Source organism: Methylocapsa polymorpha (assembly GCF_045689225.1).
Taxonomy (GTDB): Bacteria; Pseudomonadota; Alphaproteobacteria; order Rhizobiales; family Beijerinckiaceae; genus Methylocapsa; species Methylocapsa polymorpha.
On the sequence record NZ_CP136862.1, the window covers coordinates 3,388,458 to 3,413,404 of the forward strand.

At 60.8% G+C, this 24,947-nt stretch carries 24 protein-coding genes; 3 read left to right on the forward strand and 21 right to left on the reverse strand.

Annotation, left to right across the window (positions count from 1 at the left end):
• Positions 1 to 9: 9 nt before the first annotated feature.
• The gene (locus tag RZS28_RS15635) at positions 10 to 1,467 is read right to left on the reverse strand and encodes an efflux transporter outer membrane subunit (RefSeq protein ID WP_407338662.1); all 1,458 of its coding nucleotides are present in this window, start codon (positions 1,465 to 1,467) and stop codon (positions 10 to 12) included.
• A gap of 363 nt (positions 1,468 to 1,830) precedes the next feature.
• Between RZS28_RS15635 and RZS28_RS15640 the strand changes: the two genes are divergently transcribed.
• The gene (locus RZS28_RS15640) at positions 1,831 to 2,706 is read left to right on the forward strand and encodes a sulfite oxidase heme-binding subunit YedZ (protein ID WP_407338663.1); all 876 of its coding nucleotides are present in this window, start codon (positions 1,831 to 1,833) and stop codon (positions 2,704 to 2,706) included.
• Positions 2,707 to 2,799: 93 nt separating this feature from the next.
• Here RZS28_RS15640 and RZS28_RS15645 read toward each other — a convergent pair whose 3' ends face one another.
• The 19 genes from RZS28_RS15645 to RZS28_RS15735 form a co-directional block, all read right to left on the reverse strand.
• Complete coding sequence (locus tag RZS28_RS15645) at positions 2,800 to 3,045, reverse strand: hypothetical protein (RefSeq protein ID WP_407338664.1); 246 nt, start codon at positions 3,043 to 3,045, stop codon at positions 2,800 to 2,802.
• A gap of 281 nt (positions 3,046 to 3,326) precedes the next feature.
• Positions 3,327 to 4,268: a ribose-phosphate pyrophosphokinase gene (locus RZS28_RS15650; protein ID WP_407341143.1), complete on the reverse strand. Its 942-nt coding sequence runs from the start codon at positions 4,266 to 4,268 to the stop codon at positions 3,327 to 3,329.
• Between the two features lie 497 nt (positions 4,269 to 4,765).
• Positions 4,766 to 5,176, reverse strand: a complete 411-nt coding sequence (locus RZS28_RS15655) for a DUF2147 domain-containing protein (RefSeq protein WP_407338665.1) — start codon at positions 5,174 to 5,176, stop codon at positions 4,766 to 4,768.
• Between the two features lie 114 nt (positions 5,177 to 5,290).
• Positions 5,291 to 5,995: a hypothetical protein gene (locus tag RZS28_RS15660; RefSeq protein ID WP_407338666.1), complete on the reverse strand. Its 705-nt coding sequence runs from the start codon at positions 5,993 to 5,995 to the stop codon at positions 5,291 to 5,293.
• A 604-nt stretch (positions 5,996 to 6,599) separates the two neighbouring features.
• Positions 6,600 to 6,899, reverse strand: a complete 300-nt coding sequence (locus RZS28_RS15665) for a hypothetical protein (RefSeq protein WP_407338667.1) — start codon at positions 6,897 to 6,899, stop codon at positions 6,600 to 6,602.
• A 98-nt stretch (positions 6,900 to 6,997) separates the two neighbouring features.
• Positions 6,998 to 7,585 carry a hypothetical protein gene (locus RZS28_RS15670; protein WP_407338668.1) on the reverse strand — a complete coding sequence of 196 codons (588 nt, stop codon included), beginning with the start codon at positions 7,583 to 7,585 and terminating at the stop codon, positions 6,998 to 7,000.
• Positions 7,586 to 7,786: 201 nt separating this feature from the next.
• Entirely contained in the window at positions 7,787 to 8,782 is a 996-nt protein-coding gene (gene cysK, locus RZS28_RS15675) for a cysteine synthase A (protein WP_407338669.1), read from the reverse strand.
• A gap of 291 nt (positions 8,783 to 9,073) precedes the next feature.
• Positions 9,074 to 9,709 carry a peroxiredoxin gene (locus RZS28_RS15680; RefSeq protein ID WP_407338670.1) on the reverse strand — a complete coding sequence of 212 codons (636 nt, stop codon included), beginning with the start codon at positions 9,707 to 9,709 and terminating at the stop codon, positions 9,074 to 9,076.
• Positions 9,710 to 9,918: 209 nt separating this feature from the next.
• Positions 9,919 to 11,232, reverse strand: a complete 1,314-nt coding sequence (locus RZS28_RS15685) for an O-acetylhomoserine aminocarboxypropyltransferase/cysteine synthase family protein (protein WP_407338671.1) — start codon at positions 11,230 to 11,232, stop codon at positions 9,919 to 9,921.
• A 95-nt stretch (positions 11,233 to 11,327) separates the two neighbouring features.
• Positions 11,328 to 12,212: a serine O-acetyltransferase gene (cysE, locus tag RZS28_RS15690; RefSeq protein ID WP_407338672.1), complete on the reverse strand. Its 885-nt coding sequence runs from the start codon at positions 12,210 to 12,212 to the stop codon at positions 11,328 to 11,330.
• Between the two features lie 233 nt (positions 12,213 to 12,445).
• The gene (locus RZS28_RS15695) at positions 12,446 to 12,934 is read right to left on the reverse strand and encodes an L-2-amino-thiazoline-4-carboxylic acid hydrolase (protein ID WP_407338673.1); all 489 of its coding nucleotides are present in this window, start codon (positions 12,932 to 12,934) and stop codon (positions 12,446 to 12,448) included.
• 173 nt (positions 12,935 to 13,107) lie between these two features.
• The gene (locus tag RZS28_RS15700; RefSeq protein WP_407338674.1) at positions 13,108 to 13,959 is read right to left on the reverse strand and encodes a polyphosphate kinase 2 family protein; all 852 of its coding nucleotides are present in this window, start codon (positions 13,957 to 13,959) and stop codon (positions 13,108 to 13,110) included.
• Between the two features lie 19 nt (positions 13,960 to 13,978).
• On the reverse strand, positions 13,979 to 16,504 hold the full coding sequence (locus RZS28_RS15705; protein WP_407338675.1) for a plasma-membrane proton-efflux P-type ATPase: 2,526 nt from the start codon (positions 16,502 to 16,504) through the stop codon (positions 13,979 to 13,981).
• A 293-nt stretch (positions 16,505 to 16,797) separates the two neighbouring features.
• A complete protein-coding gene (locus RZS28_RS15710; protein ID WP_407338676.1) occupies positions 16,798 to 17,358 on the reverse strand; it encodes a rhodanese-like domain-containing protein in 561 nt (186 codons plus the stop codon).
• 1 nt (position 17,359) lies between these two features.
• A complete protein-coding gene (locus RZS28_RS15715) occupies positions 17,360 to 18,163 on the reverse strand; it encodes a quinoprotein dehydrogenase-associated SoxYZ-like carrier (protein WP_407338677.1) in 804 nt (267 codons plus the stop codon).
• A gap of 25 nt (positions 18,164 to 18,188) precedes the next feature.
• Positions 18,189 to 19,136, reverse strand: a complete 948-nt coding sequence (locus tag RZS28_RS15720) for a quinoprotein relay system zinc metallohydrolase 2 (RefSeq protein WP_407338678.1) — start codon at positions 19,134 to 19,136, stop codon at positions 18,189 to 18,191.
• A gap of 172 nt (positions 19,137 to 19,308) precedes the next feature.
• Positions 19,309 to 20,199, reverse strand: a complete 891-nt coding sequence (draG, locus tag RZS28_RS15725; protein ID WP_407338679.1) for an ADP-ribosyl-[dinitrogen reductase] hydrolase — start codon at positions 20,197 to 20,199, stop codon at positions 19,309 to 19,311.
• A gap of 14 nt (positions 20,200 to 20,213) precedes the next feature.
• Positions 20,214 to 21,032 carry an NAD(+)--dinitrogen-reductase ADP-D-ribosyltransferase gene (locus RZS28_RS15730; RefSeq protein ID WP_407338680.1) on the reverse strand — a complete coding sequence of 273 codons (819 nt, stop codon included), beginning with the start codon at positions 21,030 to 21,032 and terminating at the stop codon, positions 20,214 to 20,216.
• A gap of 83 nt (positions 21,033 to 21,115) precedes the next feature.
• On the reverse strand, positions 21,116 to 22,705 hold the full coding sequence (locus tag RZS28_RS15735) for an alpha-amylase family glycosyl hydrolase (RefSeq protein WP_407338681.1): 1,590 nt from the start codon (positions 22,703 to 22,705) through the stop codon (positions 21,116 to 21,118).
• A gap of 26 nt (positions 22,706 to 22,731) precedes the next feature.
• Between RZS28_RS15735 and RZS28_RS15740 the strand changes: the two genes are divergently transcribed.
• Together RZS28_RS15740 and RZS28_RS15745 are read left to right on the forward strand one after the other, a co-directional pair.
• Positions 22,732 to 23,100, forward strand: coding sequence for a GIY-YIG nuclease family protein (locus RZS28_RS15740; protein WP_407338682.1), 369 nt, complete (start codon positions 22,732 to 22,734; stop codon positions 23,098 to 23,100).
• A gap of 171 nt (positions 23,101 to 23,271) precedes the next feature.
• The gene (locus tag RZS28_RS15745) at positions 23,272 to 23,445 is read left to right on the forward strand and encodes a hypothetical protein (RefSeq protein WP_407338683.1); all 174 of its coding nucleotides are present in this window, start codon (positions 23,272 to 23,274) and stop codon (positions 23,443 to 23,445) included.
• Between the two features lie 494 nt (positions 23,446 to 23,939).
• Here the strand turns inward: RZS28_RS15745 and RZS28_RS15750 are convergent, their stop codons facing one another.
• Complete coding sequence (locus RZS28_RS15750) at positions 23,940 to 24,665, reverse strand: FRG domain-containing protein (protein WP_407338684.1); 726 nt, start codon at positions 24,663 to 24,665, stop codon at positions 23,940 to 23,942.
• Positions 24,666 to 24,947: the final 282 nt, after the last annotated feature.

Below are 24,947 nucleotides of genomic sequence, written 5' to 3' on the forward strand. Positions count from 1 at the left end.
CGCCCTTACCTAAAGATGCGGCATGGGATTTTGCTGTTCGAGATCCACGCTGCTTGGCAAGAGGTGCGCCTGCCATCCGCCGCCCAGCGCTTCGATCAATGACGCGCTGGCGAGGAAGCGGTTTTGCCGGATCGTGAGGTCCGTCTCCTGGTCGCCGAGCAACATGGCCTGCGCGACGACGACGGCGGTGAAGGAGATGGTGCCGGCGCGATATTGATTGAGAAGAATGTCCACCTCTTCCTGCGCCGCCTTGACCGCCTGGCCTTGGACCTTGGCTGAGCGCGCCAGAATTCGCAGCGCGGCGAGATTGTCTTCGACTTGCTGAAAGGCGGTCAGCACGGTTTGCCGGTAGTTCGCGACGCTTTGGTCAAAGGTAGCGCGCGCGGCTTCGACCTCCGCGCCGCGCAAGCCGCCGTCGAAGACGACCTGCGCGGCGGAGACGCCGGCGGTCCAGAGCTCATGCGCGAGCGTGACCGCAAGCGCGTGCGGGCCGGTGAAGCCGAACGTGCCGCTGAGGCTGATATCCGGATAGAAGAGGGCGATGGTCGCGCCGATCAGAGCGCTTTGCTGCTGCATCAGCCGCTCCGCCGCGGCGATGTCCGGGCGGCGCTCGAGCAACGCCGAGGGCAGGCTTACCGGAATGGCCGGAAGATTATTCGCCAAAGCGCCTTTCGCGATCGAAAGCTCCGCCGGCGGCTTGCCGATCAACACAGCGATCGCGTGCTCGAACTGCGCCCGCGACACGCCGACATTGATGGCCGAGGCCTCGGTGGTCAACATTTGCGCCAGCGCGGTCGCGACATCCGCTTTCGAGGCGACGCCGGCGTCATACTGATGTTGCGTGATCTCCAGCGTCCGCTTGTAGGCGGCCGCAGTCGTATAGAGCAGGGTCTCCAACGAATCGGCGGCGCGGAGATTGAAATAGGCGATGGCGAGCAGCGCCTGTTCGGAGAGCGTGGCGTTGGCGAGATCGGCCGCGGAGACTTGCGCGCCGGCGACATCGCTTTCGACGGTGCGGCGGATCTTGCCCCAGACGTCGAGGTCCCAGCTTCCGCTGGCGAACAAATCGGAGGTCACGATGGTGGTCCCGTGGCCGGCTCCCGACAGCGCCTTGCCTTGATGCGTATCGATCGCGGTGTAATTCGCCGATATCGTCGGGAACAATCCCGCCTGAGCTTCCTTGACGATTGCGCGGGCTTGCCGATAGGCCGCCTCCGCGCCGATGACCGTCTGGTTGGATATCTCGATCTGCCGCTCGAGCGAATCGAGCTTGGCGTCCCTGAAGACCGCCCACCACGCGCCGCGGTCGAGCGCATCGGCGGGCGCGGCCGGTTTCCAGCCCTTCATCTCCTTGTATTTTGCGGGCTCCGGCGCCGACGGGCGATCATAGTTGGGCCCGACCGTGCAGGACGCGGCGGCTAGCGACAGGATCAGGGCCAAGGCCGAACAGGGACGCCGAGTTTTCAATCCGCGCTCGCTCATTGGTCACATTGAATGCGGCTGTTTCGAATGCCGCCGCGTCGGATGCAAGAGCTCGAGCGCAAGCTCATGCGAGACGCATCCTCAGATCCGATGCCAGAGGGTGTTGATGGAGCTAGCAAGAAAATGCGGCCAAATCATAAGACAAAGCGAAGCGGCGCATCAAAAACGTCTTCGTGTAGCATTCGCGCATCACTCCCTTGCTTCAGCAAGGTTGACCTTTGCACTGTGCAAGGGAGACAAAACAAGGCGCGGCGCGTCACAAATTCGTGATTCCGGGTTGGCGGCGAAACATATTGGCGAGGCGCGCCGAACAATCATTATGATCTCCCGCACGGAGCGCATTTATTCATGTGGCCATGGACCGATCGAGCCGGGCGCTTCGCTCCGCTCAAATTTGCGACTTTTCTTGGCGTCCTCGTTCCGGCGGTTTGGATCGCGGTTGAGGCGCAGCAGGGCTGGCTCGGCTCGCGGCCTGTCACCGAGGCCATTCACCAGACTGGTCTTTGGGCCGTTCGCCTTCTGGCGTTGACCTTGGCCGTGACGCCGCTCCGGCTCGCATCGCGGTGGTCGAAGCTGATCGCGATCCGGCGGATTCTCGGCGTGTCGGTTCTAGCCTACGCCAGTTTGCATGTCGCTCTCTATAGTCTCGATCAGCATTTCGACTTTGCGCATGTCGCATCCGAAATCGCCTTGCGGATTTATCTCGCGCTGGGCTTCATCGGTTTTTGCGGGCTTTGCGCGCTCGGCGCGACCTCGACTGACGGGATGATCGCGCGGCTGGGCGCGCAAAGATGGGGGCGTTTGCAGCAACTGGCCTATCCGATCGCCGTGCTGGCGACCGTTCATTTCTTCATGCAATCGAAGCTCGACGTCAGCGAGCCGATCGTGATGGCTGGACTGTTTTCGCTCTTGTTCGGCTATCGGATCGCGCAGCGATTATCTGGCGACCTTTCGCCCTGGCAGGTCGCGAGCCTTGCCGCGGCCACGGCTTTCGCGACCGCGCTCGCTGAGGCGCTCTGGTACGCTTTCTCGATTCGCGCGCCGTTGCTGCCGGTGCTGGCGGCAAATCTCGATTTTTCCTATTCGGTGCGGCCTTGCTGGTTCGTTCTTGGGGCGGGCGTCATTCTTTGCGTCGCGCGGCTCCTGCGGCCGCTGATCGCGCGCGCAGGCTCCGCGCCGGGCTCAAGGATTCGCGTCATATCCGCTCGGACGGAAACCCCTTGAATGCGCGCGTCCTGGCGCGGGCTTCTTATCGATCGAATAGCCGCCTCAGTCTTTCGGAGTCTGTTCGAGGGATAATCAGGCTTGGGCGCTCCGTCACTTTTCGTTGATTCGGAGCGCCGCAGCGGGCAGGGCGCCTTGGTCGAGCCGCCGTGGGAGGTTCCCATGCTTGGCCAGATGCCGCGCGGCTCGTTCGGCCGCGAGAGGGTCGGCGAACGGGCGTCCTTCCATAGCGGTGAACGGCTGCATCGCAGCAAAAAAATTGAAGCTGCGATCGCGCGAATCGCGAGCGACAATGCCCGCCGTGCGGCCGCTCACCTGGATGACATAGGCGTCTGCCATGGAAGTCGCTTTCAAGTTGCGGCGCATTTCGCGCCATAATGTATGCTTAGTCTATAAACTTAATATATTAATCTGTCAAGACCGAAAGGCGAGTCGGTTCATTAGGCAGGGTTCGATTATCTGGAGAATAAAACGCGCAGCCCGGCGTTTTCACGACCTAGAAACGGCGGCATAGGTTTTTTTTCTTGAGCCAAGCTGACGCGTCACGCTTACGCCCTGCTTGCGGCTCGCCCAGCTCCGGCTCTCGTTTGGCCTGAGCTTTTTCGACGACCAGGCGTCGGTCAATCGAACAGGCTCGAAACGCTTTCTTCTTTGGCGATTCGCGCGATCGCTTCCCCGATTAGCGGCGCAATTGAAACGGTCCGAATGTTGTTTGAGACGCGGATCGCTTCGGTCGACTGGATTGTGTCGGTGATGACGAGCTCTTTCAGCCGCGAGGCGGCGATTCGCGCCACAGCGCCCCCGGAAAGAACGCCATGAGTGATATAGGCGTAAACTTCTCGCGCGCCCTCCCGCAGCAAAGCATCGGCGGCGTTGCATAATGTGCCGCCGGAATCGACGATGTCGTCGATCAGGATGCAGGCCTTGCCGGCAACGTCGCCAATGATGTTCATCACTTCCGACTCGCCGGCGCGCTCGCGCCGCTTGTCGACGATGGCGAGGGGCGCATCGATGCGTTTCGCCAAGGCGCGGGCCCGTATCACGCCGCCGACGTCGGGCGAAACAACCATGATATGGTTGAGCTCCAGCCGCTCCCGAATTTCGCGCACAAAAACCGGAGCGGAAAACAAATTGTCGGTCGGGATATCGAAGAAGCCTTGAATCTGCCCGGCATGGAGATCGACCGTGAGCACTCGATCGGCGCCGGCGCGCGTGATGAGATTAGCGACGAGCTTTGCCGAAATGGGCGTGCGCGGACCGGGTTTTCGATCCTGCCGAGCGTAGCCGAAATAGGGAATGACCGAGGTGATTCGCCTTGCCGACGCGCGCCTCAGCGCGTCGATCATGATAAGCATTTCCATCAAGTGATCGTTGGCCGGATAGGACGTCGATTGGACGATGAAGGCGTCCTGGCCGCGAACATTCTCCTGGATTTCAACGAAGATTTCCATGTCGGCGAAACGGCGCACCTGGCATTTGGTCAGCGGCACGCCGAGATAGGCTGCGATTGCTTCTGTAAGCGCGCGGTTGGAGTTGCCTGCCAGGATCTTCATCGCGCCCATACCCACTCGCCACTCCAATTGTGGCGTCCACCTTTAACCACGGCGCTTGAACTGGACAATCATGCGGCGACGAAATAGTTCGCGGGAGCGCTGGCGCGGCGCGCGCCTCTCGGTTCGGATCGTCGGACGCAAAAGCGCAAGGGCCGCCGTTGTTGATGCCAGTCTCGTGCAAATACTCGGCCTTCGACATGCGAGGCCGGGTCGCGTAATTTTTTCTGGAGCATTTTTCGACAAAAGGGTCAATGGTTTGGCGCAAGCAAAATCACGGACGCCCTTCGCATCGCCGTCGCGTCTGCGCCGCCGGCGCTCGGCTCCGCATCTTGCCGCCGGCGCATTTCCAGGATGTCATTGGCGGCGAAGCGGGCGGCTTTGGCTCGGGCTTGCAATGTCGCGGCCGAGGCTTCGCCGGTTCAACGCCGCTCCGGATCGTTTGACGACGCTTGAGACAGCCAAAGCGTCGATCAACAGTCGGATGGCAAGGGCGAATCACAACCCGGTCATTTCACCCGGACCCAGGTTTCGTTGCCGCAGAGCCCGCCGTTCGGAACGCAGCCTTGAATTTGCAGAGCGCGCTCGCTCTGCAGCGACACCGTGGCGCTATAGAATTGGCCATCCTCGGCGTTGTAGGTCGTGCCTTTCCAGAGATTGTTTCCCGCCGGCCGCAGATTGATCAAGACTTCGATGCCGAGCACGGAACGGCTGCGTTTGGAGGGGTCGGGATTTTTTTCATCCCGTCCGGGGGCCGTTCGCGTAGACGCGACAAAGCCGCAGAAACCTCCGCCGCATTTGCGTATTTGCACAGTCGCATTGCCGTCGGCGACTCTCCATTCGCCGAGCGGATCGGCGTGCGCTTGGCTAACGCTAAACGCTGCGAAGGCGATCGCGCTCAGGATTAGTCGACGTGTCATGGTTCCTCCAAATGTTTCTCATATTGCCGGCGCCGCCAGCCAGGATCATATCGGCGGGCGATCTGATGTCGAGGTTTAGGTTGGAATTGCTTTTGGCGGAGTTAACTCCGGGGCTCAGCGCAACGCGGCGAGATTTAGATCGCTCGCTGTCGCCGTGGAGGACGAAAGCTTCGGCTGCGTTCTTTGGAGGGTCGTTCGACCGTCCTCAGATCTAGCGGAAACGGTTGCGGCTTTGCTCGCGGCCATCGCGTTCCTCGTCTTAGCCGCGCCGTTCGCTTCCGGCGTATTGGTGAGAAAGGCGGCGAGGTTGTCGGCGCTCTTCGCTGCGACGTCGCCGATTGCGGCCATGTCGACGGCGGACCATGGGTCGGACGCCGCCGAAGCGCCCTTGACGAAAAGGGCGTCTTCGAGCCTTAGGGCGCGTTTCTTGGCGGCGTCAAAAATATCGAAGACGACTGTAATTGAAGTTCCGGCTTCCGTCGGCGCGGCGTTCAGATAGCCGCGCACGAGGTAATCGGCGTTCTTCGCGTCGGCTAGCGTGATGTCGCGCTGGGTGGCTTCCTGCGCGAAGGCGTTCTTCATCCGGTCGGCTACGGGTTCGGGAACGCCGCTTAGGCTCGCCAAGGCGACGCTGGCGCCGCGCGGGCTGACGCCATCCCGGCGCAACGGCGCTTGCGGCGCATCGGCTTGTGGAGGAAGCGAGGCCGCGGATTCGACGCAGCCGGCAAGAAATCCCGCAGATGCAAAAATGAAAGCGAGCTTGGCGAGACTCGCCCGAGATCCGCGGCAAGATCCACGCAAGTAGACCGATCGAACCATTCTGTCTCGCCTCTTCAGTGCTTGGAAGTCGCAATCTTTCTCCGGCCGATTCCCGAGCCGGGACTTCTCTTGGCAACAACCTCCCTAGACGCGACTGGCCGCAGTGCGAGCTTGGGTGCAGCCGAGCCTCGTCACAAGCCCCGACAGGTAAACCGAATCTTAAAGAAGGTCTAGAGCGGTGCGGTTGGGAAACTCAGCCCTGTTTCGCCAACGCGGGGACATGGCGCCTTTAGCCGGTCAATGCTTCGTCCTGAGAAGTCGACCGTCTTCGTTCGCAGGAGATGCGATCCCGAAACGAAATTGATCTATAAGTTATTGATTCTATTATAGAAGTATTTGTGCGGCGCGAAAGGTTCAGAACTCGAACGACTTTCCTTGCAAAAGGAAACCGATCATTGGGCAAAAATGCAACATGGCAAAGAAAACGATCTAAGGGGCTTTCGCTGTCGTCCGGAAAACCCCTTGCCACTGATCAGGCGCAGAACTTGAGAAGCGCATCTCGTCTGAAATTCGACGACTTCCATCCTCCCAGAGAGTCTTCGCCCTGTTGCCGCGTTCAGGCGAAGCATTTCTGGGTAGATGCGTTGCGTCCAGCTTCGCCAGGCTACCTCACATGCAAGGAGCGCGACCCTGCGGAATGGGCAGAGGAAGCAAAAGCCTTCCGAAAGCCGCGCAACACGGCGGACATATTGCTTGAGATCAGCCCAACCGCGTAACCGAATTGAAGGCCCGTCACCAAGAGAATGATTTCGAGAATTGTTTGCGCCACGCTGTGGTCCGCGACAACGGGTTTGGCGAGAACCAAAACGATCGCCACGCCGCAGGTGGGAACCAAAATCAAGACTTTAAAGAGCCGTCCAAGGATCGTCCCGAACAGCATTCCTCCAATGAATAGAATACCCATGTCGATGCCTCCCAGATGACTTATCTTGTCTTATTCTTCTTACTTGGCGCTTTTTGTTTTTGTTAGAGTTCAGCGCAAATGCCGGTTTTTGTAAAGCGTCATTTCCGGGCGCAATCCACGCTGAGCGATTCGAGCGCGGGCCTCAAACCCGCCAGCGCGACGACGCCGTCGATCATTGACTCGCCATCGGAAATTTTGACTCCCAATTCTTTTGATCCAAGCTGCGAACCGGTCGCCAGTTTCCAAGCGTCCACCGGCACGCGAACGCCCGCGCCTGTTGGGATGACAATACCTTCGAAGTATGACTCTTGTCCCGCCACACGCAAGGTGATTTTCGGTCGCGCATGCGGCGGAAACGGTTCGACGACGACGATGATGACCTCAACGCCATGGTCGCCGCAACGCAACATCAGGCCCGCCAGACGAGGGTCGGAACGTTCGAACTCGGCGGTGTGCAAGATTGCCGCAGCCTCCGTCCCGCCATTCGAATCTGGACCGTGAACGCGCCGCCAAGAGTCAGACGCCCCGCCCAGGTTTGCAGGCGAGTCGCCGCCCCCGAAAGCGTCTGCGGCCGGTCCCACGGCATCGCGTTGCGTTGCGTCAACAGCGACGGCGACGGAAAGGAAACCGGGATCGGCGCACAGGCTTACGCTAATGGCGATGGAAAAAACGATCAGGACGCGCATGATTGCGATTTGGTTCGTAGGCTGCGGCAGGCATCGCGCAAGCCGCGCCGATCGGCGCTCGCTCGACAGCGCGGGAGGCGCTAATTTCGGCGTTTGTGTCAAAAACGGCACAGTTTGAAATGGGCCGATCGCTTGATCGCGGCAGATCCGGGTCGTTTGGAAATGCCGCGCTAGCTTTTGACGCGTTCCAGCGAAGCCCGCTCAGAGCCCGTCGAACAGCGCCGTCGACAAATAGCGCTCGGCGAAGGACGGAATGATAAGAACAATGTTCTTGCCCTCGAATTCCGGCCGCAGCCCCACTTCGATCGCGGCGGCGATGGCCGCGCCGGAGGAAATGCCGACCGGAATTCCCTCGATGCGCGCCACGAGGCGGGCGGTGTCGAAGGAGGTCTGGTTGCCGACGGTGACGACTTCGTCGATCAGCGAACGGTCCAGGATGGCCGGCACGAAGCCTGCGCCTATGCCTTGTATCTTATGCGGCCCCGGCTGGCCGCCCGAGAGAACCGGCGAATCTTCCGGCTCGACGGCGATGATCTTCAGGCTCGGCCGGCGCGGTTTCAAGACCTGGGCGACGCCGGTGATCGTCCCGCCGGTGCCAACTCCAGACACGAAGGCGTCGATTTCGCCTTCTGTATCGTTCCAGATTTCTTCGGCCGTGGTCAGCCGATGGATTTCCGGATTAGCCGGATTTTCGAACTGTTTCGGAATGACGGAGTCCGGCGTCGACTCGGCGAGTTCCTGCGCCCGCGCGATCGCGCCTTTCATCCCCTGCGGCGCCGGCGTGAGGACGAGCTCCGCGCCGAGAAGAGCCAGCATCTTGCGGCGTTCGAGCGACATGGATTCCGGCATGACGAGAATGAGCTTGTAGCCGCGGGCGGCGGCGACGAAGGCCAGGGCGATGCCGGTGTTGCCGGATGTCGGCTCGATCAGCGTCGTCTTGCCGGGCGTGATCTTGCCGGCCGCTTCCATGACCGAGATCATATGGACGCCGATGCGGTCCTTCACGCTGGCGATCGGATTGAAGAATTCGAGCTTCGCTAGGAGATTGGCCTTGACGCCTTTTTCCTTGGCGAGCTTTTGCAATCGAACGAGCGGCGTGTTGCCGATTGTGTCGATGATCGAATCATAGATGCGGCCGCGTCCTGGCGCCTGCGCGGGAATAGGGCTTGCTGCCTTCTTTGCGGCGGTCTGCGCCATAGGTCCTTGCTCCAAATGAGTTAGCTCGAATGAACGAGAGAGCATCGTATATCGGATGTCCGCCGGCGCCGAGAAGAATAGACCGCAGCGCTTCGAAAACGCGGTGAATTCATCTCCCCGGAGCAGCCATCCGATCAAGCTCGACGCGCGCGGCCGTCGGCGGGATGTCTTGAGGCGCGGGGGCCGGCGACAAGGGAGCATTCGCTAGAAGCCCAATGCGTCGAGGCCATCATAGAGCGACGGCCTCGAGCGCTGATATTCAGTCCGCCTCCGGCTCGGAAGGCGAATGAATCAGCCTTGCGGCTGAGGAACAATCCGCAGATAGGGGCGCGGCGCGGTCCAACCGTTCGGGAATTTCTTCTTCGCATCCTCGTCCGACACCGATGGGACGATGATCACGTCTTCGCCACTCTTCCAGTTGACCGGCGTCGCGACCTGATGCTTTGAGGTGAGTTGCAATGAATCGATCACGCGAAGCACTTCGTCGAAGTTGCGGCCGGTGCTCGCGGGATAGGTCAGCGTCAGCTTGATCTTCTTGTCCGGCCCGATGATGAAGACTGAACGCACGGTCAGCGTGTCGCTCGCATTCGGATGGATCATGCCATAGAGATTGGCGACCTTGCGGTCGGGATCAGCGATCAAGGGGAAATTGAGCGCGTGGCCTTGGGTTTCCTTGATGTCGTTCGCCCATTGCTCATGACTGGCGAGCTGATCGACGCTGAGGCCGAGAACCTTGACATTGCGCTTGTCGAATTCAGGTTTCAGCTTCGCGGTGTAGCCAAGCTCCGTCGTGCAGATCGGGGTGAAGTTCTTCGGATGCGAAAACAAGACCGCCCAAGAATCCCCGATCCAGTCGTGAAAATGGATATGCCCTTCGGTCGTATCGGCTTCGAAATCGGGGGCGATGTCGCCAAGTTGAAGTGCCATCTCAATTACTCCGAAATTGTCCTGCTGAACGGTTACGCCTGAACTCATCCGCGCCCGGCATGCCGCGTCAGCCCATTTTTGAGACCAGGCGCTCCCTGACCGAGAGAGTATAAAGTCTAGCCTTTATGTCAACAAACAAAACGCGGCGCCTAGAATGATTCTATGTGACCGAACGGCGCCTTATCGCTTGTCCATTGTTTTTGCGGGGCTCAGGCGGCCCGGGCGAGTCCGCCTGCCGCGGCCAAGCCTTTGTCGAGATCGGCAAGGATGTCGTCGATATGCTCGATGCCGACCGAAAGGCGGACATAGCCTTCTGAAACTCCGGTCGCCAGCTGTTCCTCGGAGGTCAGCTGCGAATGGGTCGTGGTAGCGGGGTGAATGGCGAGGCTGCGCGAGTCGCCAATATTGGCGACATGGTAGAAGAGCTCGAGATGATCGATAAATTTGCGCCCCGCTTCGGCGCCGCCCTGGAGTTCGAACCCGACAAGGCCGCCATAGCCGCCGGAGAGATATTTATCGGCCCGCTCCCGCGCCGCGCCGGTCTGGAGCGACGGATAGATCACTTTCGTAACCTCGGGCTTTTTCAGCAGATAATTCGCGACCGCCTTGGCGTTCTCGGCATGGCGCTCAATCCTCAGCGCAAGCGACTCGATGCCCTGTAGAATAAGAAAAGCGTTGAAGGGGGAGAGCGGCGCGCCGAGATCGCGGAGCAAGGTCGTGCGCGCCTTGATGATATAGGCGACGGGTCCGAGCGGCTTCACCGCCTCGGTCCAGACCGCGCCATGATAGCTCGGATCCGGCGTGTTCAAGGCGGGCTGGCGCTCCTTGAATTGCTCCCAGTCAAAATTGCCGCCGTCGACGATCAGACCGCCGATCGAATTTCCGTGGCCGCCGAGATATTTCGTGGCCGAATAGACGACGATCGCGGCGCCATGCTCGATCGGGCGCGAAAGAACCGGCGCAGCGGTGTTGTCAACGATGAGAGGGACGCCGAATTCGCGGCCGATCGCGGCGACCTCGGCGATCGGAAAGACGATGAGCTTCGGATTTGGAAGAGTCTCGGCGTAATAGGCGCGGGTGCGGGCGTCGGTCGCGCGGCGAAAATTCTCGGGGTCGCTCGGATCGACGAAGCGGACCTCGATCCCCTGATCTTTCAGCGTATTGGCGAAGAGATTCCACGTGCCGCCATAGAGATCCGTCGAGCTGACGATATTGTCGCCGACCCGCGCGAGATTTTGCACGGCGAAGGCCGAGGCCGCCTGGCCGGAGGCCAGCGCGAGGGCCGCGACGCCGCCTTCGAGCGCCGCCACGCGCTGTTCGAGCACGTCGACGGTCGGATTGCCGATGCGGGTATAAATATTGCCGAGCTCTTTGAGCGCGAAGAGATCGGCGGCGTGTTGCGTGTCGCGAAACTGATAGGATGTCGTCTGATAGATCGGCACGGCGACTGCGCCCGTCGCCGGATCGGCGCGCCAGCCTGCGTGCAACGCGAGTGTTTCCGGCCTTTTTGATTGCCACGCCATAGCTGTTCTCCTCGAGATTTTGGGTCGGACGATGAAACCGAAGACAAGGCGGCGCAGTGGGATGGCTCGCGCCGAGCCCTCGGCTCGGATGGGCGTCAGATCGTATAAGTAAAGGAATCGTAGGCGAGCTGGCTCAAGATCTGATTCATGTTTCTCGCCGGCTCGGCGCATCCGGCGGCGCCGACCGCGCGGGCCGGAACGCCTGCCATAGTCGTATTGGGCGGCACCGGATGCAAGACGACCGAACCGGCGGCGATGAGCGAACATGCGCCAATTTCAATATTGCCGAGAATCTTGGCGCCGGCGCCGATCATCACGCCGCGCCGGACTTTCGGGTGCCGGTCGCCGACTTCCTTCCCGGTGCCGCCGAGCGTCACATTCTGCAGGATCGACACATTGTCGTCGATGACGCTCGTCGCGCCGACGACGAGACCGGTTGCATGGTCGAGAAAAATGCCCTTGCCGAAGCGCGCCGCCGGATTGATGTCGGTCTGGAACACGTCGGACGACCGGCTCTGCAGATAAAGCGCGAAATCATTGCGGTTGTTGAGCCACAGCCAATGCGCGAGCCGATGCGTCTGAATCGCATGGAACCCCTTGAAATAGAGGAAGGGTTCGATCAGACGCTCGCACGCGGGATCCCTGTCGAGGACCGCCACGATGTCGGCCCGGAACGCTGCCCCGATCTCCGGGTCGTCGGCGAGGGCCTGGCTGAAAACATCGGCGATCAGATAGGCCGGAACCGCCTCATTGCCGAGCCGCGCCGCGATGCGGTGAACGACTGCGTCCTCGAAGCTGGCGCGGTTCAGAATCGAATTCACGAAGAGAGGCGCCAGGACGCGTTCGCGAGAAAACGCGTCTTCGGCTTCCTGGCGCAGGCGCGTCCATAGAGCGTTGGAGGCCGTGAATTCCGTTGGCGCGGCTTCAAGCGGTTCCGGATTGGCTATCAGGGTCATCTGTCCGATCGTCCGTCGGCTCATGGGCGCGAACTCCTGTATAGAGAACGCGCCTCGACCTCGCCAGCGCGCCTTAGGCAAAGACCTGGATGCGTGCTTGTCGCCGGCCCAATGAGATGTCGGCGGTCGAGCGCGGCGCGGGCCGTTGAACAGGGCGTAGCTTACCCTATAAATTTAATAGACGAAATCAATTTGTCGATTGCGGTCTTGTCGGCGATGGGCGAGCGCAAAATATGCGCCACGCTAGCCCCGGCGGCTCAAGGCTCGGCTTCCTTTCGAACCGCGTAGCGAAAATCGCAGTGATCGCCGCCCTCCATGATGGTCTTGGTTCGCGTCAGGCGGATGTTAGGATTGAATCCGATGCAAAAGGCCTTGTCGCGATTGCAGGACAAAACCGCGCCGAGTTCGGGAATGCCCAGCTCGCGATACATTTCGGCGTAGCGGCAGCGGACCACGTCGAATTCAAGGCGGTCCGCTTCACGCAGTTTGAGATCGATCGCCAGGGCGTCGCCCTGTTGCCAAATGGGCAATATCTCGGCATAGGCCAGAAGGTCTGGGCCGTTCTCTTGCGCCGGGCCGCGTGTTTGCTCAGCGAATTTTTCGCCCGCCGTCTCGGCGAGACGGATGACCGCTTTTGTAAGGATTGCAACGGCGCGTTCGCGGCCGAGGTCCTCGGCGAGCGTATCGAAGAGTCCCTTGGCGAATTCAGCTTCGATGCGGCGGCGCTCGAGAAGGCTCTGCGTCATTTCGGCCTGCTTCAGTTCGACGGACCTTGATCCGCTTTTGACAAGAGCAGGTTTAAGCGCCCGTTTCTCTCGCTGCAAGCGGCTCGCCTAGCTTGCGATGCTGGTCCCCACAAGGCGGCGTCGGGCGAGAACTCAGCGCAGCAGCAAAGCGAAATGCCGCGCCGCGGCCGCCTTCACCCTTTCCCAGCCTTCTTCTCCTCCAACACCGCCGCATGATATTTGCGCCTTATGTCGGCTAGGTCGACCGTCGGCTTCGGGAAGGACATTTTGAGATCCTCCATCGTGTCGGCGACGATCTGCGACACCGCCAGATTGCGAAACCACTTATGGTTTGACGGGATCACATACCAAGGGGCGTGATGTGTGCTGGTCGCGGTCAGGGCGTCCTCGAAAGCGAGGACATAGTCGCCCCAAAGCTCGCGCTCGGAATAATCCGATTCGCTGATCTTCCAATTGCGCGCGGGATCGTCGAGCCGCTTCTCGAACCGCGCGAGTTGCTCCTCCTTGCTGATATGCAGGAAGAACTTCAAGATCGTTGTTCCACTCTCATGAAGCTCGGTCTCGAAGTCGCGGATCCGGTTATAACGTTCGGTCCAGGTCGCTTTATCGATCAGTCTATGGACCCTCGTGATCAGCACATCCTCGTAGTGCGAGCGGTTGAAGATCGAGATCCACCCTTTCGGCGGCGCATGTGGATGGACCCGCCAGAGAAAATCATGGGACAGCTCCAATGGGGTCGGCTCTTTGAAGCCGGTCACCGAAGCGCCTTGCGCGTTGAACGCGGCGAACACATGGTTGACGGTTCCATCCTTGCCGCCGGCGTCGAGCGCCTGCAGGACAACTAGAATGGAGTGCTTCCTCCCGGCATACAACAGGGTCTGCATCTGGCCGAGCTTCTGGCTATAGCGCTCCAATTCCGGCGCGGCCGTTTCATGCGACTCATGGGGGCCCTTGTAGGCGGGATCGACGTCCGCCAGCCGGAGCTTTTGCCCGGGCGCGACAATAAATTCCTTACGATAATCCATGTTCGCCTCCAGCGCCGGCTTAGTTGACCGGGCCTACCGCCGCGCTCCCATGCAACGGCGTCTTGAGTGTCGATAGAAAGGCTGTCGCACGATTGGCCCTGCGCTCGATCTCTCGATAGGCCGCGCGCTTGGCGATATCCTGCACGGTCATCCAGGCGAGGTTGTAGATCCACACGAGGCCGATCAGGCCAAGGGACAGCGGCGGGACAAGCAGGCCGTAGAAGCAGAGCAGGGCCGCCACGATTTGGGTCGCTGCAATCGCCCAGAACAAAGCGGGGGCCGGCTTGGGCGACTCCCAGGCCGCGCCTTTCGTCCGCGTGACGAAGAGCATCAGATGGCCGCCGACGACAAGCTGCAGAAAGAGGAACGTCTGCAGATGCCGGGCGTCGAGCTTGAGGACGCTTTGCCCAATATAGAGCAGCCCGAAGCTCTGCACGACCGCCAGCGCGCCGAGCAAAGAGGAGATGACGAGCACGCGGCTCATGTCCCAGCGCACCGGCCGCTGCGACACGTCGGCCCTGTCGAATGCGATGGTCATGATCGGGATGTCGTCCAACAGAGCCAGCATGATGATCATCACCGGCGTCAGCGGGAAAAAGCCATAGACGATGGTGGCGAGCACGATAAAGACCATGATGTCGAGCGTCATGGCGATGCGGTAGAGCGTGTAGCTCATCATCCGCTCGAAGATCCGCCGCGCCTCCTCGATGCCTTTGATGATTGTCGCAAGGCCGGGCGCGGTCAGGATCAGGGCCGCGGCCGCACGCGCGGCGTCCGTCGCGCCGGATACGGCGATGCCGATATCGGCCTGCTTCAGCGCGGGGGCGTCGTTGACGCCGTCGCCGGTCATGCCGACGATGAGGCCGCGCTCCTGCAACGCTTTCACGATCGCGTATTTATGCTCCGGAAAGACGCGCGCGAAACCGTCCGCCGCTTCGATTTTCGCTGCGACATCGGGCGCAATGACGCCCTTCGCCGCGTCGCCGGCGAAGAGGTCCGTCGCCGGTTGAATATTGACGCCGAGGCCGAGCTCGCCGGCGATCTGCCGCGCGATCGCCACATCGTCGCCTGTCACCATCTTGATCCTGACGCCATAGGCCTCGGCGCGGCTGATCGTCTCTTTCGAATCGACGCGCGGCGGATCGTAGAGCGGGATGAAGCCGAGGAAGCTCCAAGCCTCGCCCGCCTCGGCGCGAGCGACCCCCAGAGTTCGGAAGCCCTTGGCGGCGAATTCATCGACGCGCTTGTCCGCGGCTTCGCGCTCGGCGCCCGTCATTTTGACGAGATCGAGGATCACCTGCGGCGCCCCTTTGGCGACGCGTAGGGCCTTGCCGTCGACGCCTTCGACAGTCGCTTCAGTCCGCTTCGTCACCGGATCGAAAGGCTGATAATCCTTAGGCTTAAACGAGGCGAGGGCGGCGCGATCGCGCTGGCCTGCGAGCACTGCGAGATCGATCGGGTCCTCGTCTTCCGCCTTGGAGGCGAGTGCGGCGGCGAGCAGCACCGCCTGCGGGTCCGTCTGCCCCCACGGGCTGACCTCGCCGAGCGTGAGCTTGTTCTGCGTCAACGTTCCGGTCTTGTCCGAGCAGAGCACTTCCATGCCGGCCATTTCCTCGATCGACTCGAGACGCGAGACGATCGCCTTTTCGCGCGCGAGCATCTTCGCGCCGAGCGCCATGGTCATCGACAGCACGGCCGGCATAGCGACTGGCACGGAGGCGACGAGCAGGATCAGGACGAATTCGGCGAGCCGCAAAATGCTGACGTCGCGCGAGAGTTGAACGGCGATCAGGACAACGGCGAGCGCGGCCGCGATCGCGATCAGGAAATCGCCGATGCGCATGACGGCGGCTTGGAAATGCGACGCGGCGCCGGCTTTCTGGACGAGTTTCGCGGTGCGGCCAAAAAAGGTCAGTGCGCCGGTGGCTGTGACCACAGCCTCCATCTCGCCCTGCTTGGCGATCGAACCGGAATAGACGACGTCGCCCATTTTTTTTGATACGGGCAGGGATTCGCCGGTCAAGGCGGCTTGGTCGACGCTCAAATAGGCGCCGGAGATGAGGCGGGCGTCGGCAGGCACGATGTCGCCGAGCCGGATTTCGATAATGTCGCCCGGCACGATGTTTTGCGCCGCGATCTCGCTCCAGGCCCCGCCGCGCAGCGCCTTGGCCTTCAGCGCCAGCGCATTCTTCAACGCGGCAAGCGCGTTTGAGGCTTGGTGCTCCTCGATGAAGCCGAGGCCGGCGTTGAACGCCAGCAGCGCGAGGATGATGGTGAAATCGCCCCAATCCCGGACGATCGCCGCCGTGAGCGCGGCGGCTTCGATCATCCAGGGGATAGGCCCCCAGAAAAAGCCGAAGAGGACGGCCCATTGGCTCGTTCTCTTCTCCTCCAAAGCGTTCGGACCATATTTCGCAAGCCGGCTCTTGGCTTCCGCCGTGGCGAGACCGCGCTTTGGATTGGCGTCAAGCGCCGCCAAAACATCAGCTATAGGAGCTTTCGAGAAATCGATCGCCTGCTGGCCCACCGCCGCCCCTCCCGTCATTCGCCCCGGCTCGAATGCGTCATGACCAATTCGCGGGCGCGATCGCGCAACGGAGCGCGCATTGACGGCGCAATGCGTCGATCGGTTGAATCGGATTCTACTGTCAAGGCAACACTCTACGTCGTGGTCTGGTTCCACGCCATTGCTGCGCTTCAGCGTCTGCCGCGCGCCGTGGCGAAGCGCGACGCGCGCGACGCGCTTCGTCGGCGACCATTGCGCGCGTTGCGAACAATCAGCATGAGACGATAGCGCCAGGACATTAAGAATGTGGAAGGCTCCGCGCGCCTTCGAAATTACCGAGCCGCCTGCGAAGGCGTTTCGGGTTGCGCCGTGGCGAGGGGCCGGCCGGCGTCTTGCCAGCCTTCTACCCCTGCGGGATACCAAGAGACGTTCCGGCAGCCGAAGCTGATCGCGCGCTTTGCGGCATTCCAGCTTCCCCAACAGTTTTGGTGGCAGTAGAAGACGAGGGGACGCTGGACATCGCCGCTGGAAAGCGTCTTCAGCCTTTCGCGAAAGAAATCGCTTAAAGAATCTTCGAGCTTTCCCGCCCCTACGCCGGGCAGCCAGACGCTTCCAGCGATATTTTGATGCGAAGGCTTCCAGATCGCGTCAGGGGCTAGATTGGCGGGACGGTGCGGCGGCTCGGCGACATCGATCAGAACAACGCCGCCAATGCGCAGGAGATCAGCCAGGGAATCGGTGTGGAGGACGCGGCCGCCTGCAAGAGTCGCTGGAACGTCGCCTTGCATCGGCCCCGTCCAATAGTCCGGCGGCTCAGGCGCCTCGGCTTTCGCCACGCCTGCAAGAGCGAGAAGCAGCAAGCCGCCTAGGAGGGAGAGTCGCGAAAGAAGCATTTCAGCTTCCCTGCTGATCAAGGTCGAAAATATGTTCGAAGACCGCGTTCTCGCTGTCCTTCGCTGTGATCGCCAATTTCCCTTTCTTTTGCCCCTTGATGGCGAATGTGATCGCCGGATCGGTCGCGAGCGAAATGTCGCTTTCGAGCTGAAGCACAGTTTCGCCGTCGCGGCTGATTGCGATGGTCTTCAAGAAGCGGGCGGGCGTATACAGCCGCGTGACCTGATCCATTTGCATGCCGTTGAAATTCGGATGGCGGATAAGAATCTGCGCTTCGAATGAATCGCTCGCGTCCGCCTCGCCGATCGGGCGAAGCTTCATCTGGCCGATGTCCGCGAGCGCGGCCGCGTCATAAGAGCCCGCCGGCGCGGAGCAGCCGCCGGACGCTTTGATGAAGCGGCTAACCTCATAAAGCTCGCCCTGCGCGGTCTCTTCGACGGCGTGCATATTCGTGTATTGATTGATCCTGACCCGCAGCTTCAGGCTTCGCGGGTCTCCCGCCGGACCGTAGGTCACATGTGCGGCGACCGGCGCTGGATTGTCGTCGATCACGAGATAGAGCGCCGTGACGTCTTTCGGGTTCTGGACGGTGATCGTTACCGGGACCAATGCGGCGTCGAGGGCGCGATCGGGCGCTTCGAGCGCGATCTTGCCGTCGCCGTTTAGCACCTGCTTGTCGCCGAAGAGAGTCTGCCGCAAATCCGCCCAGCGGCTCGCGCGCGCGGCGTCATCGTCCTGGGCCGCGGCGGCCGTAGCGAAGAGAAGAGCGAGCGCGAAGCCCAAACCGATGGCGGGTTTGCTCATGCCGAACTCCTTGTGAGAAGCGCCGTCACTGCCATTCCAGCTCCTTGTAAGCCTCGGTGACATTGCGGCCGTTATAGTCGTCGAATAATTTCCATTTGCCGCGCTCGGATTGAGCGACCGTCGAGATGGCGGCTTCGATGTCGATTCCGTTTGCGATCGCCTGTCGCGTCTCGCGTTCCAGGATCGCCAGATAAAGTTCGATGCTGGCTGCTCCAGCCGGCCATTCGACCGAGACAGGCCCATGGCCGGGGACGATGCGCAACGCCCCAATCTGCTTCAGCTTCGCGAGCTCCTTGAGCCAGCCCTGCAAGCTGCCGTCGAGCGAAGGAACGCGGCCGACGAAAACCAAATCGGCCGGGAGCAGCACGCCGGTTTTCTTGTCGAGCAAGCTCAAGTCGGTCATCGTATGGGCGGTCGGATGAGCCGTCGCCTCGATGATGCGATCGCCGAGATCGATCTCGGCTTTCTCGCGCACTTCCATGTTCGGCGCGACGGGCGCGCCGACGCTTTTGGGCCCGAGCACCTTGGCGAGAGCGCTGCTATAGTAGTCGCCGCGCTGCCGCAGCGCCTCGGCGAGGCGGATGTGGCCGACATACACCGGCTCATCCCGCCTGAATGCGCCGGCCCCGAAAATATGGTCGGGATGAACATGGCTCATCACGACATATTTGATCGGCAGGTCCGTCATGCGCTTGATCGTCGCGCGCAGATTTTCGCCATCCGCGAGGCTCCCGCCCGGATCGGTGACGAGCACCGCATCGCGGCCAATGATGAAGCCAATATTGGCGATCGCGTCATCATTATCTTGCGTCGCATCCTCGTCGAGGCCGCGCCGAATATGAATCCCTTCGGCGATTTCCGCTGTCGCGAAAGGGCCGGGGGCGGCGAAGGCGCGCCGCGCGCCAGGAAGACAGCAAAGGCATGCGCCGCCGGCCAGAAAATTGCGCCTTGTCGTGGATGCGCGCGCGATCATCGCCGCCGCGCGCCAACATCGCCGAGCGCGCGCCTGGGCTCCGACGGAGCATCGGTCCGGTCGATCAGCAAGAGGCGTCCTCCTCGATGCGCGCGATCGAATGTCGCGTTTCCGACCTAGTACTCGGCGCGATTTTCAGTGTCAAACAAAGCTCGAAGCGAAGTCGAGAAACCTATCTGGCGAGGCGCCCGGAAAGCGCGAGCAATTGCGGAACCTGGCCCCGGATCTCGGCGGCGACCTTGCGGTCGAGCCGCCCGAGCCAGTCCGGCGGAATCGCCGCAAGTCCATAGGTCGCGCCGGCGAGCATTCCGGCCAAGGCTCCGGTCGTGTCGGCGTCGCCGCCCTGGTTCACAGTTTCGATCAGGCATTCGCCGAAGGATTTGGTCGCGAAATAGAAATGCAGAACCGTCTGCATCGTCTCGACGACATAGGCCGAGGATTTGCCTTGATAGGGCTCGAAACCGAGCTCGGGATGGGCACCCGTCAAGGCGTCGGCCTTGGCGCGGGCCGCCGATATGCTGAGGCCGCCGAGCAGCGCTTGCGTCATGTCGACGAGCGCAAGCGATACCGCGTCGGAGATCGGATGATGATGGGTGATATGGCACTGGGCGAGGGTCCAGGCCTTGGCCTGTTCCGGACGGCCGAGCGTCGCGAGCGCCACAGGCAGGACGCGCATGGCGGCGCCATTGCCAGCGTCGGACTCGCGCAAGGGGCCGGCAAGAGTCCCTTGCGTGATGTAACGGCGAATGCCGCGGCGGCAGGTATTGCCGACATCGACGGGCCCGGCCTTCAGCCACGCCGCGAATTCCTCGCAAATGTCGCGGCAGTCGAAACCTCCTTGCCGCGCCAGCGAGCGGCCGAGCGCGAGAGACAGCTCGGTGTCGTCCGTGACTTGCCCCGGCGCCAGACGAAGCCAGCCGCCGCCGATGATCTTCTTATGCCGACCGTGCCTTGCGATGATTTCGTCTCGGCTGAGGAACTCGACCGTCGCGCCCAGCGCATCGCCAACCGCCAAGCCGAGAAAGGCGGCGAGCGCCCGGTCTTCCAGTGTGGGGACGGTCATTGCCCGGCCCGCTCTCAGAGGCTGCTGGCGGCGACGCGGTAGTCGCCGCCAATGACCAGATATTCGGCTTCGCCGTTCAGCGCGTGCATCGATAGCAGCGTGTTGAAGAAGACCAGCTTGGCGAGCGGCACGCGGGCGGTGAGAATGATGTCGCCGAAACAGCAGGCGACCTCGCGGTCGGCGGAAAAAGAGGCGAGATTATTGAGCCGCATCACAAATGTTTGCTTGTCGCATTGCCCCTGGATCTGATGCTCGTCGAATGAGTTGACGCCGCGATACAGCGTGACATGGGTTTCCTTCGGCGCGACGAGATGCGCCAACGCCCATTGGCAGAATTCATAGACCAGATCGAGCTGCGCATAGATGGCGTTGTTATGGAAGCGGCTCGACATTTTCTCTTCCACATAGCTCGTCCAACTGCCGCTTGAAATGCGCCGGATCGGTCCCTTGTGATAGGTTGGAAATATGCCGAAGCGGCTTTCGACCCAGCCCTTGAAAACTGCGCCCTCTGGGCCGTTGCTGTCATATCCCCAGCCCTTGATCAGGCGCAAAAAGGATGAGCGGTAGCGCCGTCGCCCTGACGCGGTCCGTCCGAGCTCCTCGCGCTGCTCCGGATCGAGCCCAAACATCGCATTCATATAGTAGATGAAAGCTTCGCCGGCCTCCTGCAAATCGGCGGCTTGGCTCAGCATCTCGAACAGGTTCGCGTTCATCTCCCGCGCCGCCGCTATATGGATCGGCATGGGTTGATCATTGAAATCGCAACTCGCCAGAAAATGCGTGGGCAGGCCCACGAGATTCGTCGAATGGCCGACGGCGCCTTCCTTGTTCATTCTGTTTTCCGCACCTGGTCAAACCCTTGTCTAGCAAGGATTGCGCTGGCGTTTCCAGTCCCAGTTGGAATGGGCGGCTCCTGTCAGCCTGGCGCGAGGAGCAGGCCCTCGTCTGGTCGCAGGCTCAAGGTTGGTCCGACAGCTTCGCCTTGACGGTCGCAATGAGTCGAGATCGCGATTTTGAGGGCTGGCGTTCCCGGCGGCGGAGTCCAGCCTTGGGGGGCCGAACCAAAATTGAGCGCGACGAGCGTGCGATCGTCTCCCTCGCGGCGCTCATAGGCGAGCAGCTCGTCGCGGCAGTCGAGAAGCCGCCAAGACCCCTCGGAAAGCGACGCATGTTGGCGGCGATAATGGAGAAGGCCGCGCGCCAGCGACAGGATCGACGCGGGCTCATTGCGCATGACCGCGACATTGCGCGTCTTATGGTCGCGCGTCAGCGGCAGCCAGGGCTCATGCGTCGAGAATCCGGCGAAACCGGTCGCGTCCCATTGCATTGGCGTGCGCACCGGGTCGCGGCCGACGCCAAGGCCCGGCTCGCGCTTCGCCCAGGGATCGCGGATCTGATCCGGCGCGATCTCGACAGGACCTACGCCCAGCTCGTCGCCATAATAGAGCGTCGGCGTCCCGCGCAAGGTCAAGAGCAGCATGGCGGCGACGCGCGCCTGCGCCTGCCCGACCCTGGCCGCGATGCGCGGGCGATCGTGATTGCCGAGCACCCAGTTCGGCCAGCCGCCTTCGGGCAGCGCCGCCTCATAGTCCGAGATCAATTCGGCGATGCGCGGCGCGCTCCAAGCGGTCTGCAGCAGTTGAAAGTTGAAGGGCAGATGCGCGCCTTTGAGGTCCTCGCCATAATAGGCGACGAGCCTGTCGATCGGCAGATAGATCTCGCCGATCAGCACGCGGTCGTCGAATTCTTCCGTCACGCGGCGAAGCTCGGCGATCACGTCATGGACTTCGGGCTGATCGGTCGAATGGATCTGAAGCAACCGCTCAATTTCCGGCTGATCCGGCGTCCAGGCCGGATTGGGCGGATTGTCGCGCAGCCCGGCGTCCTTCATCAGATGCCAGATCACATCGACGCGGAAGCCGTCGACGCCGCGACGCAGCCAGAAGCGCATGACCTCGTGCATCGCCGCGCGCACTTGCGCGTTGCGCCAGTTCAGGTCCGGCTGCTCGGTGAGATAGGCGTGGTAGTAATATTGGCCCGTTTGCGCGTCCAAGGTCCAGCCGCTTCCGCCGAAATTGCTGAGCCAATTGTTGGGCGGCCCGCCGCCCGGCGCCGGCTCACGCCAAATATACCAGTCGCGTTTTGGATCTGCGCGGGACTGTCGGCTCGCCTGAAACCAGGGATGTAGAATCGACGTGTGGTTGGGCACGAAATCCAGGATGATTTTCAGACCGCGCCCATGCGCCTCCACGACGAGGCGGTCGAAAGTCTCGAGCGAGCCGAAGATCGGATCGATGTCGCAATAATCCGCGACGTCATAGCCGAAATCGTACATCGGCGAGGGATAGATCGGCGAGATCCAGATCGCGTCGACTCCCAGCCAGACGAAATAATCGAGCCGCTGCCTTATGCCTTCGAGATCGCCGATGCCGTCGTCGTTCGAATCTTGAAACGAACGTGGATAGACTTGATAGATCGCTCCGGTCCGCCACCACGCATGAGACATGATCCGCTCCAATCGCGAGGGCTTTGATGCAAGGCGCGTTTATCTACATCCTGCGATGCGCCGATGGTAGTTATTATACAGGCGTCACGCGGCGCGACGTTCAAGAGCGCGTGAGTGAACATGCGCAGGGTCTTATCGAAGGCTGCTACACCGCGAGCCGCCTCCCAGTGACGCTCGTGTTCAGCGAATATTACGAGCGCGTAGATGAAGCGATAGCCGCGGAGCGTCGAATCAAAGGATGGTCGCGCGCGAAGAAGGAGGCCTATATGCGCGGCGATTTCGAGCGCCTGACGGCACTGGCGCGGCGAAAGGGCGGCAAAAAGGGCAGGGACGATTCCTCGCCCTTCGAGACGGGTCCCGCGGACCCTCCTCAGGGTGAGGAATCTGGAGATTGAGGCAAGAAGTCAATTGCGCCCCATGTGCAAGGCCGCCGCCCCAAAGCCCTCATGCTGAGGAGGGCGCGAAGCGCCCGTCTCGAAGCGCGAGGGCTTTCGGATCCTTGACTTCAAAGCCCAGACACGCTCCGGTCAGCCGTGCGATGGAACAAGAAAAACGGGGCGCGGGACGTGAATAGAAGAAACCATCATGGAGACGCGCCAAGGCCGGCGGCCCAACGCGATTGGCGGCGCATTCATCATTCCCCGCTATTCTGGGTCGGCGCCGTGCTCTTCTTGGCGGCGATCTCGATCTATGTATGGTCCGAGGACCTCTCCTGGCGCCCGCGCATCCAGCAGCAGTGAGGCAAAGCCACCGCCACAAGCCCTCATGCTGAGGAGGGCGCGAAGCGCCCGTCTCGAAGCGCGAGGGCTTGCCATGCAGGGCGCTTATCGATGGCGTTTCATCGCATGGCGCGCAGAAAGCGCCTGAGGACGATTCCTCGCCCTTCGAGACGGGTCCTGCGGACCCTCCTCAGGGTGAGGAATCTGGAGATTGTGGCAAGAAGTCCACTTGCGCCCTATGTGCAAGGCCGCCGCCCCAAGGCCCTCATGCTGAGGAGGGCGCGAAGCGCCCGTCTCGAAGCGCGAGGGCTTGCCATGCACGGCCCTATCGTCGGCGCGTTGGGCGCATAAAAACGCATTCATCGTATGGCGGCAGAAAAGCGTGTCTGGCTTTTGAACTCAAGGACGCGCCAGAGGCGCGCCGCCTGCGGCGGCCCTTTGGGCCGTCCTTGACTTCAAAAGCCAGACACGCTCGGGTCAGCCGTGCGATGAATGGGAAGGTGTGGTCTGGCAGCTTAATCCGTCGTTGTTTGTTTCGGAAAACGTTGCTCCCTGAATGCCGCACATGTGCCGTCTAGCCCAGGAAACAGTGAGGCTGCGGTCACTCCCATCAAGCGCAGTTCACGCATGATGATGTCACGCTCTGTCCACGGTATATCAATGGCTTTAAGGAATTGCTTGTCAACTTCAGCTTGTTTAACCTGAAAAAATGTTTCGATATTTGCGACATTGGTAAATGTTAGAATTGCTTGTTGGGGAATTTGTCTTGGATTATGCATGGAAAATGCATTTAATATTGTGAATTGCGGCGATCCACAGGCTAGTGTAAAAGGGTCTTGTATCACCGAAGACCACTCATCGTAGTCTAGACTAAATATCCTGGCATACTTCTGTTCTTTATCGTCTTTATTGTCTTTTTTCACGTTTTGGAAGGCGAAAAACGCTGCGATATAAGGCGACAGTGTCCAGTCTAGGAAAGGTGTTGGATAGCCATGATGTTGAAGCAAGCTTATAAATTCAATTTGGTCGTCAATGTGGTTGAGATTGTATTTTGATTTTGTCAAAGCTGTTATGTGCGGTTGGAGTAAAGCCAGGTCGGTTACAGCATATTGAACTAAATCAGCGCGCCCGCTCCTATGGAATGAAGATTGTAGGTGCCAATTATTTTTTTGCTGACCCCTCCATATATGTTTTTCAGGGGTTAGCGAATGAAGGTAGTCCTTGAACTGCCTCCAATCCATGATGTTATCGTATGCATAAGCGTTAGGCTGTATGCAGCCATTAGATAACTCATACGCTGTGGTCTCTTTTGTGCCGGACAATCTCAGAGTAACTATTAGTTTACTGTCCTGATATTTATAATGTAAGTCATACACGGGCCCGAATAATCCGCCCTCAATCGGCAACGGCGAAGTTTCCGAATGGTATATTTCTCGTAAAGTAGTTTGAATGCATCCATTGTCGTTTTTGTCCGAGGTCTTTATGTGTCCTAAGAATTTTGAAGAGCACTGGGCTAAGCTCCC

Bases quoted from the DNA above. Each gene is read 5' to 3' on its own strand.
- RZS28_RS15640 (WP_407338663.1), top strand. From the start codon at position 1,831: ATGTGGCCATGGACCGATCGAGCCGGGCGCTTCGCTCCGCTCAAATTT.
- RZS28_RS15645 (WP_407338664.1), bottom strand. From the start codon at position 3,045: ATGGCAGACGCCTATGTCATCCAGGTGAGCGGCCGCACGGCGGGCATT.
- RZS28_RS15650 (WP_407341143.1), bottom strand. From the start codon at position 4,268: ATGGGCGCGATGAAGATCCTGGCAGGCAACTCCAACCGCGCGCTTACA.
- RZS28_RS15655 (WP_407338665.1), bottom strand. From the start codon at position 5,176: ATGACACGTCGACTAATCCTGAGCGCGATCGCCTTCGCAGCGTTTAGC.
- RZS28_RS15660 (WP_407338666.1), bottom strand. From the start codon at position 5,995: ATGGTTCGATCGGTCTACTTGCGTGGATCTTGCCGCGGATCTCGGGCG.
- RZS28_RS15665 (WP_407338667.1), bottom strand. From the start codon at position 6,899: ATGGGTATTCTATTCATTGGAGGAATGCTGTTCGGGACGATCCTTGGA.
- RZS28_RS15670 (WP_407338668.1), bottom strand. From the start codon at position 7,585: ATGCGCGTCCTGATCGTTTTTTCCATCGCCATTAGCGTAAGCCTGTGC.
- cysK (WP_407338669.1), bottom strand. From the start codon at position 8,782: ATGGCGCAGACCGCCGCAAAGAAGGCAGCAAGCCCTATTCCCGCGCAG.
- RZS28_RS15680 (WP_407338670.1), bottom strand. From the start codon at position 9,709: ATGGCACTTCAACTTGGCGACATCGCCCCCGATTTCGAAGCCGATACG.
- RZS28_RS15685 (WP_407338671.1), bottom strand. From the start codon at position 11,232: ATGGCGTGGCAATCAAAAAGGCCGGAAACACTCGCGTTGCACGCAGGC.
- cysE (WP_407338672.1), bottom strand. From the start codon at position 12,212: ATGAGCCGACGGACGATCGGACAGATGACCCTGATAGCCAATCCGGAA.
- RZS28_RS15695 (WP_407338673.1), bottom strand. From the start codon at position 12,934: ATGACGCAGAGCCTTCTCGAGCGCCGCCGCATCGAAGCTGAATTCGCC.
- RZS28_RS15700 (WP_407338674.1), bottom strand. From the start codon at position 13,959: ATGGATTATCGTAAGGAATTTATTGTCGCGCCCGGGCAAAAGCTCCGG.
- RZS28_RS15705 (WP_407338675.1), bottom strand. From the start codon at position 16,504: ATGACGGGAGGGGCGGCGGTGGGCCAGCAGGCGATCGATTTCTCGAAA.
- RZS28_RS15710 (WP_407338676.1), bottom strand. From the start codon at position 17,358: ATGCTTCTTTCGCGACTCTCCCTCCTAGGCGGCTTGCTGCTTCTCGCT.
- RZS28_RS15715 (WP_407338677.1), bottom strand. From the start codon at position 18,163: ATGAGCAAACCCGCCATCGGTTTGGGCTTCGCGCTCGCTCTTCTCTTC.
- RZS28_RS15720 (WP_407338678.1), bottom strand. From the start codon at position 19,136: ATGATCGCGCGCGCATCCACGACAAGGCGCAATTTTCTGGCCGGCGGC.
- draG (WP_407338679.1), bottom strand. From the start codon at position 20,199: ATGACCGTCCCCACACTGGAAGACCGGGCGCTCGCCGCCTTTCTCGGC.
- RZS28_RS15730 (WP_407338680.1), bottom strand. From the start codon at position 21,032: ATGAACAAGGAAGGCGCCGTCGGCCATTCGACGAATCTCGTGGGCCTG.
- RZS28_RS15735 (WP_407338681.1), bottom strand. From the start codon at position 22,705: ATGTCTCATGCGTGGTGGCGGACCGGAGCGATCTATCAAGTCTATCCA.
- RZS28_RS15740 (WP_407338682.1), top strand. From the start codon at position 22,732: ATGCAAGGCGCGTTTATCTACATCCTGCGATGCGCCGATGGTAGTTAT.
- RZS28_RS15750 (WP_407338684.1), bottom strand. From the start codon at position 24,665: ATGGATTGGAGGCAGTTCAAGGACTACCTTCATTCGCTAACCCCTGAA.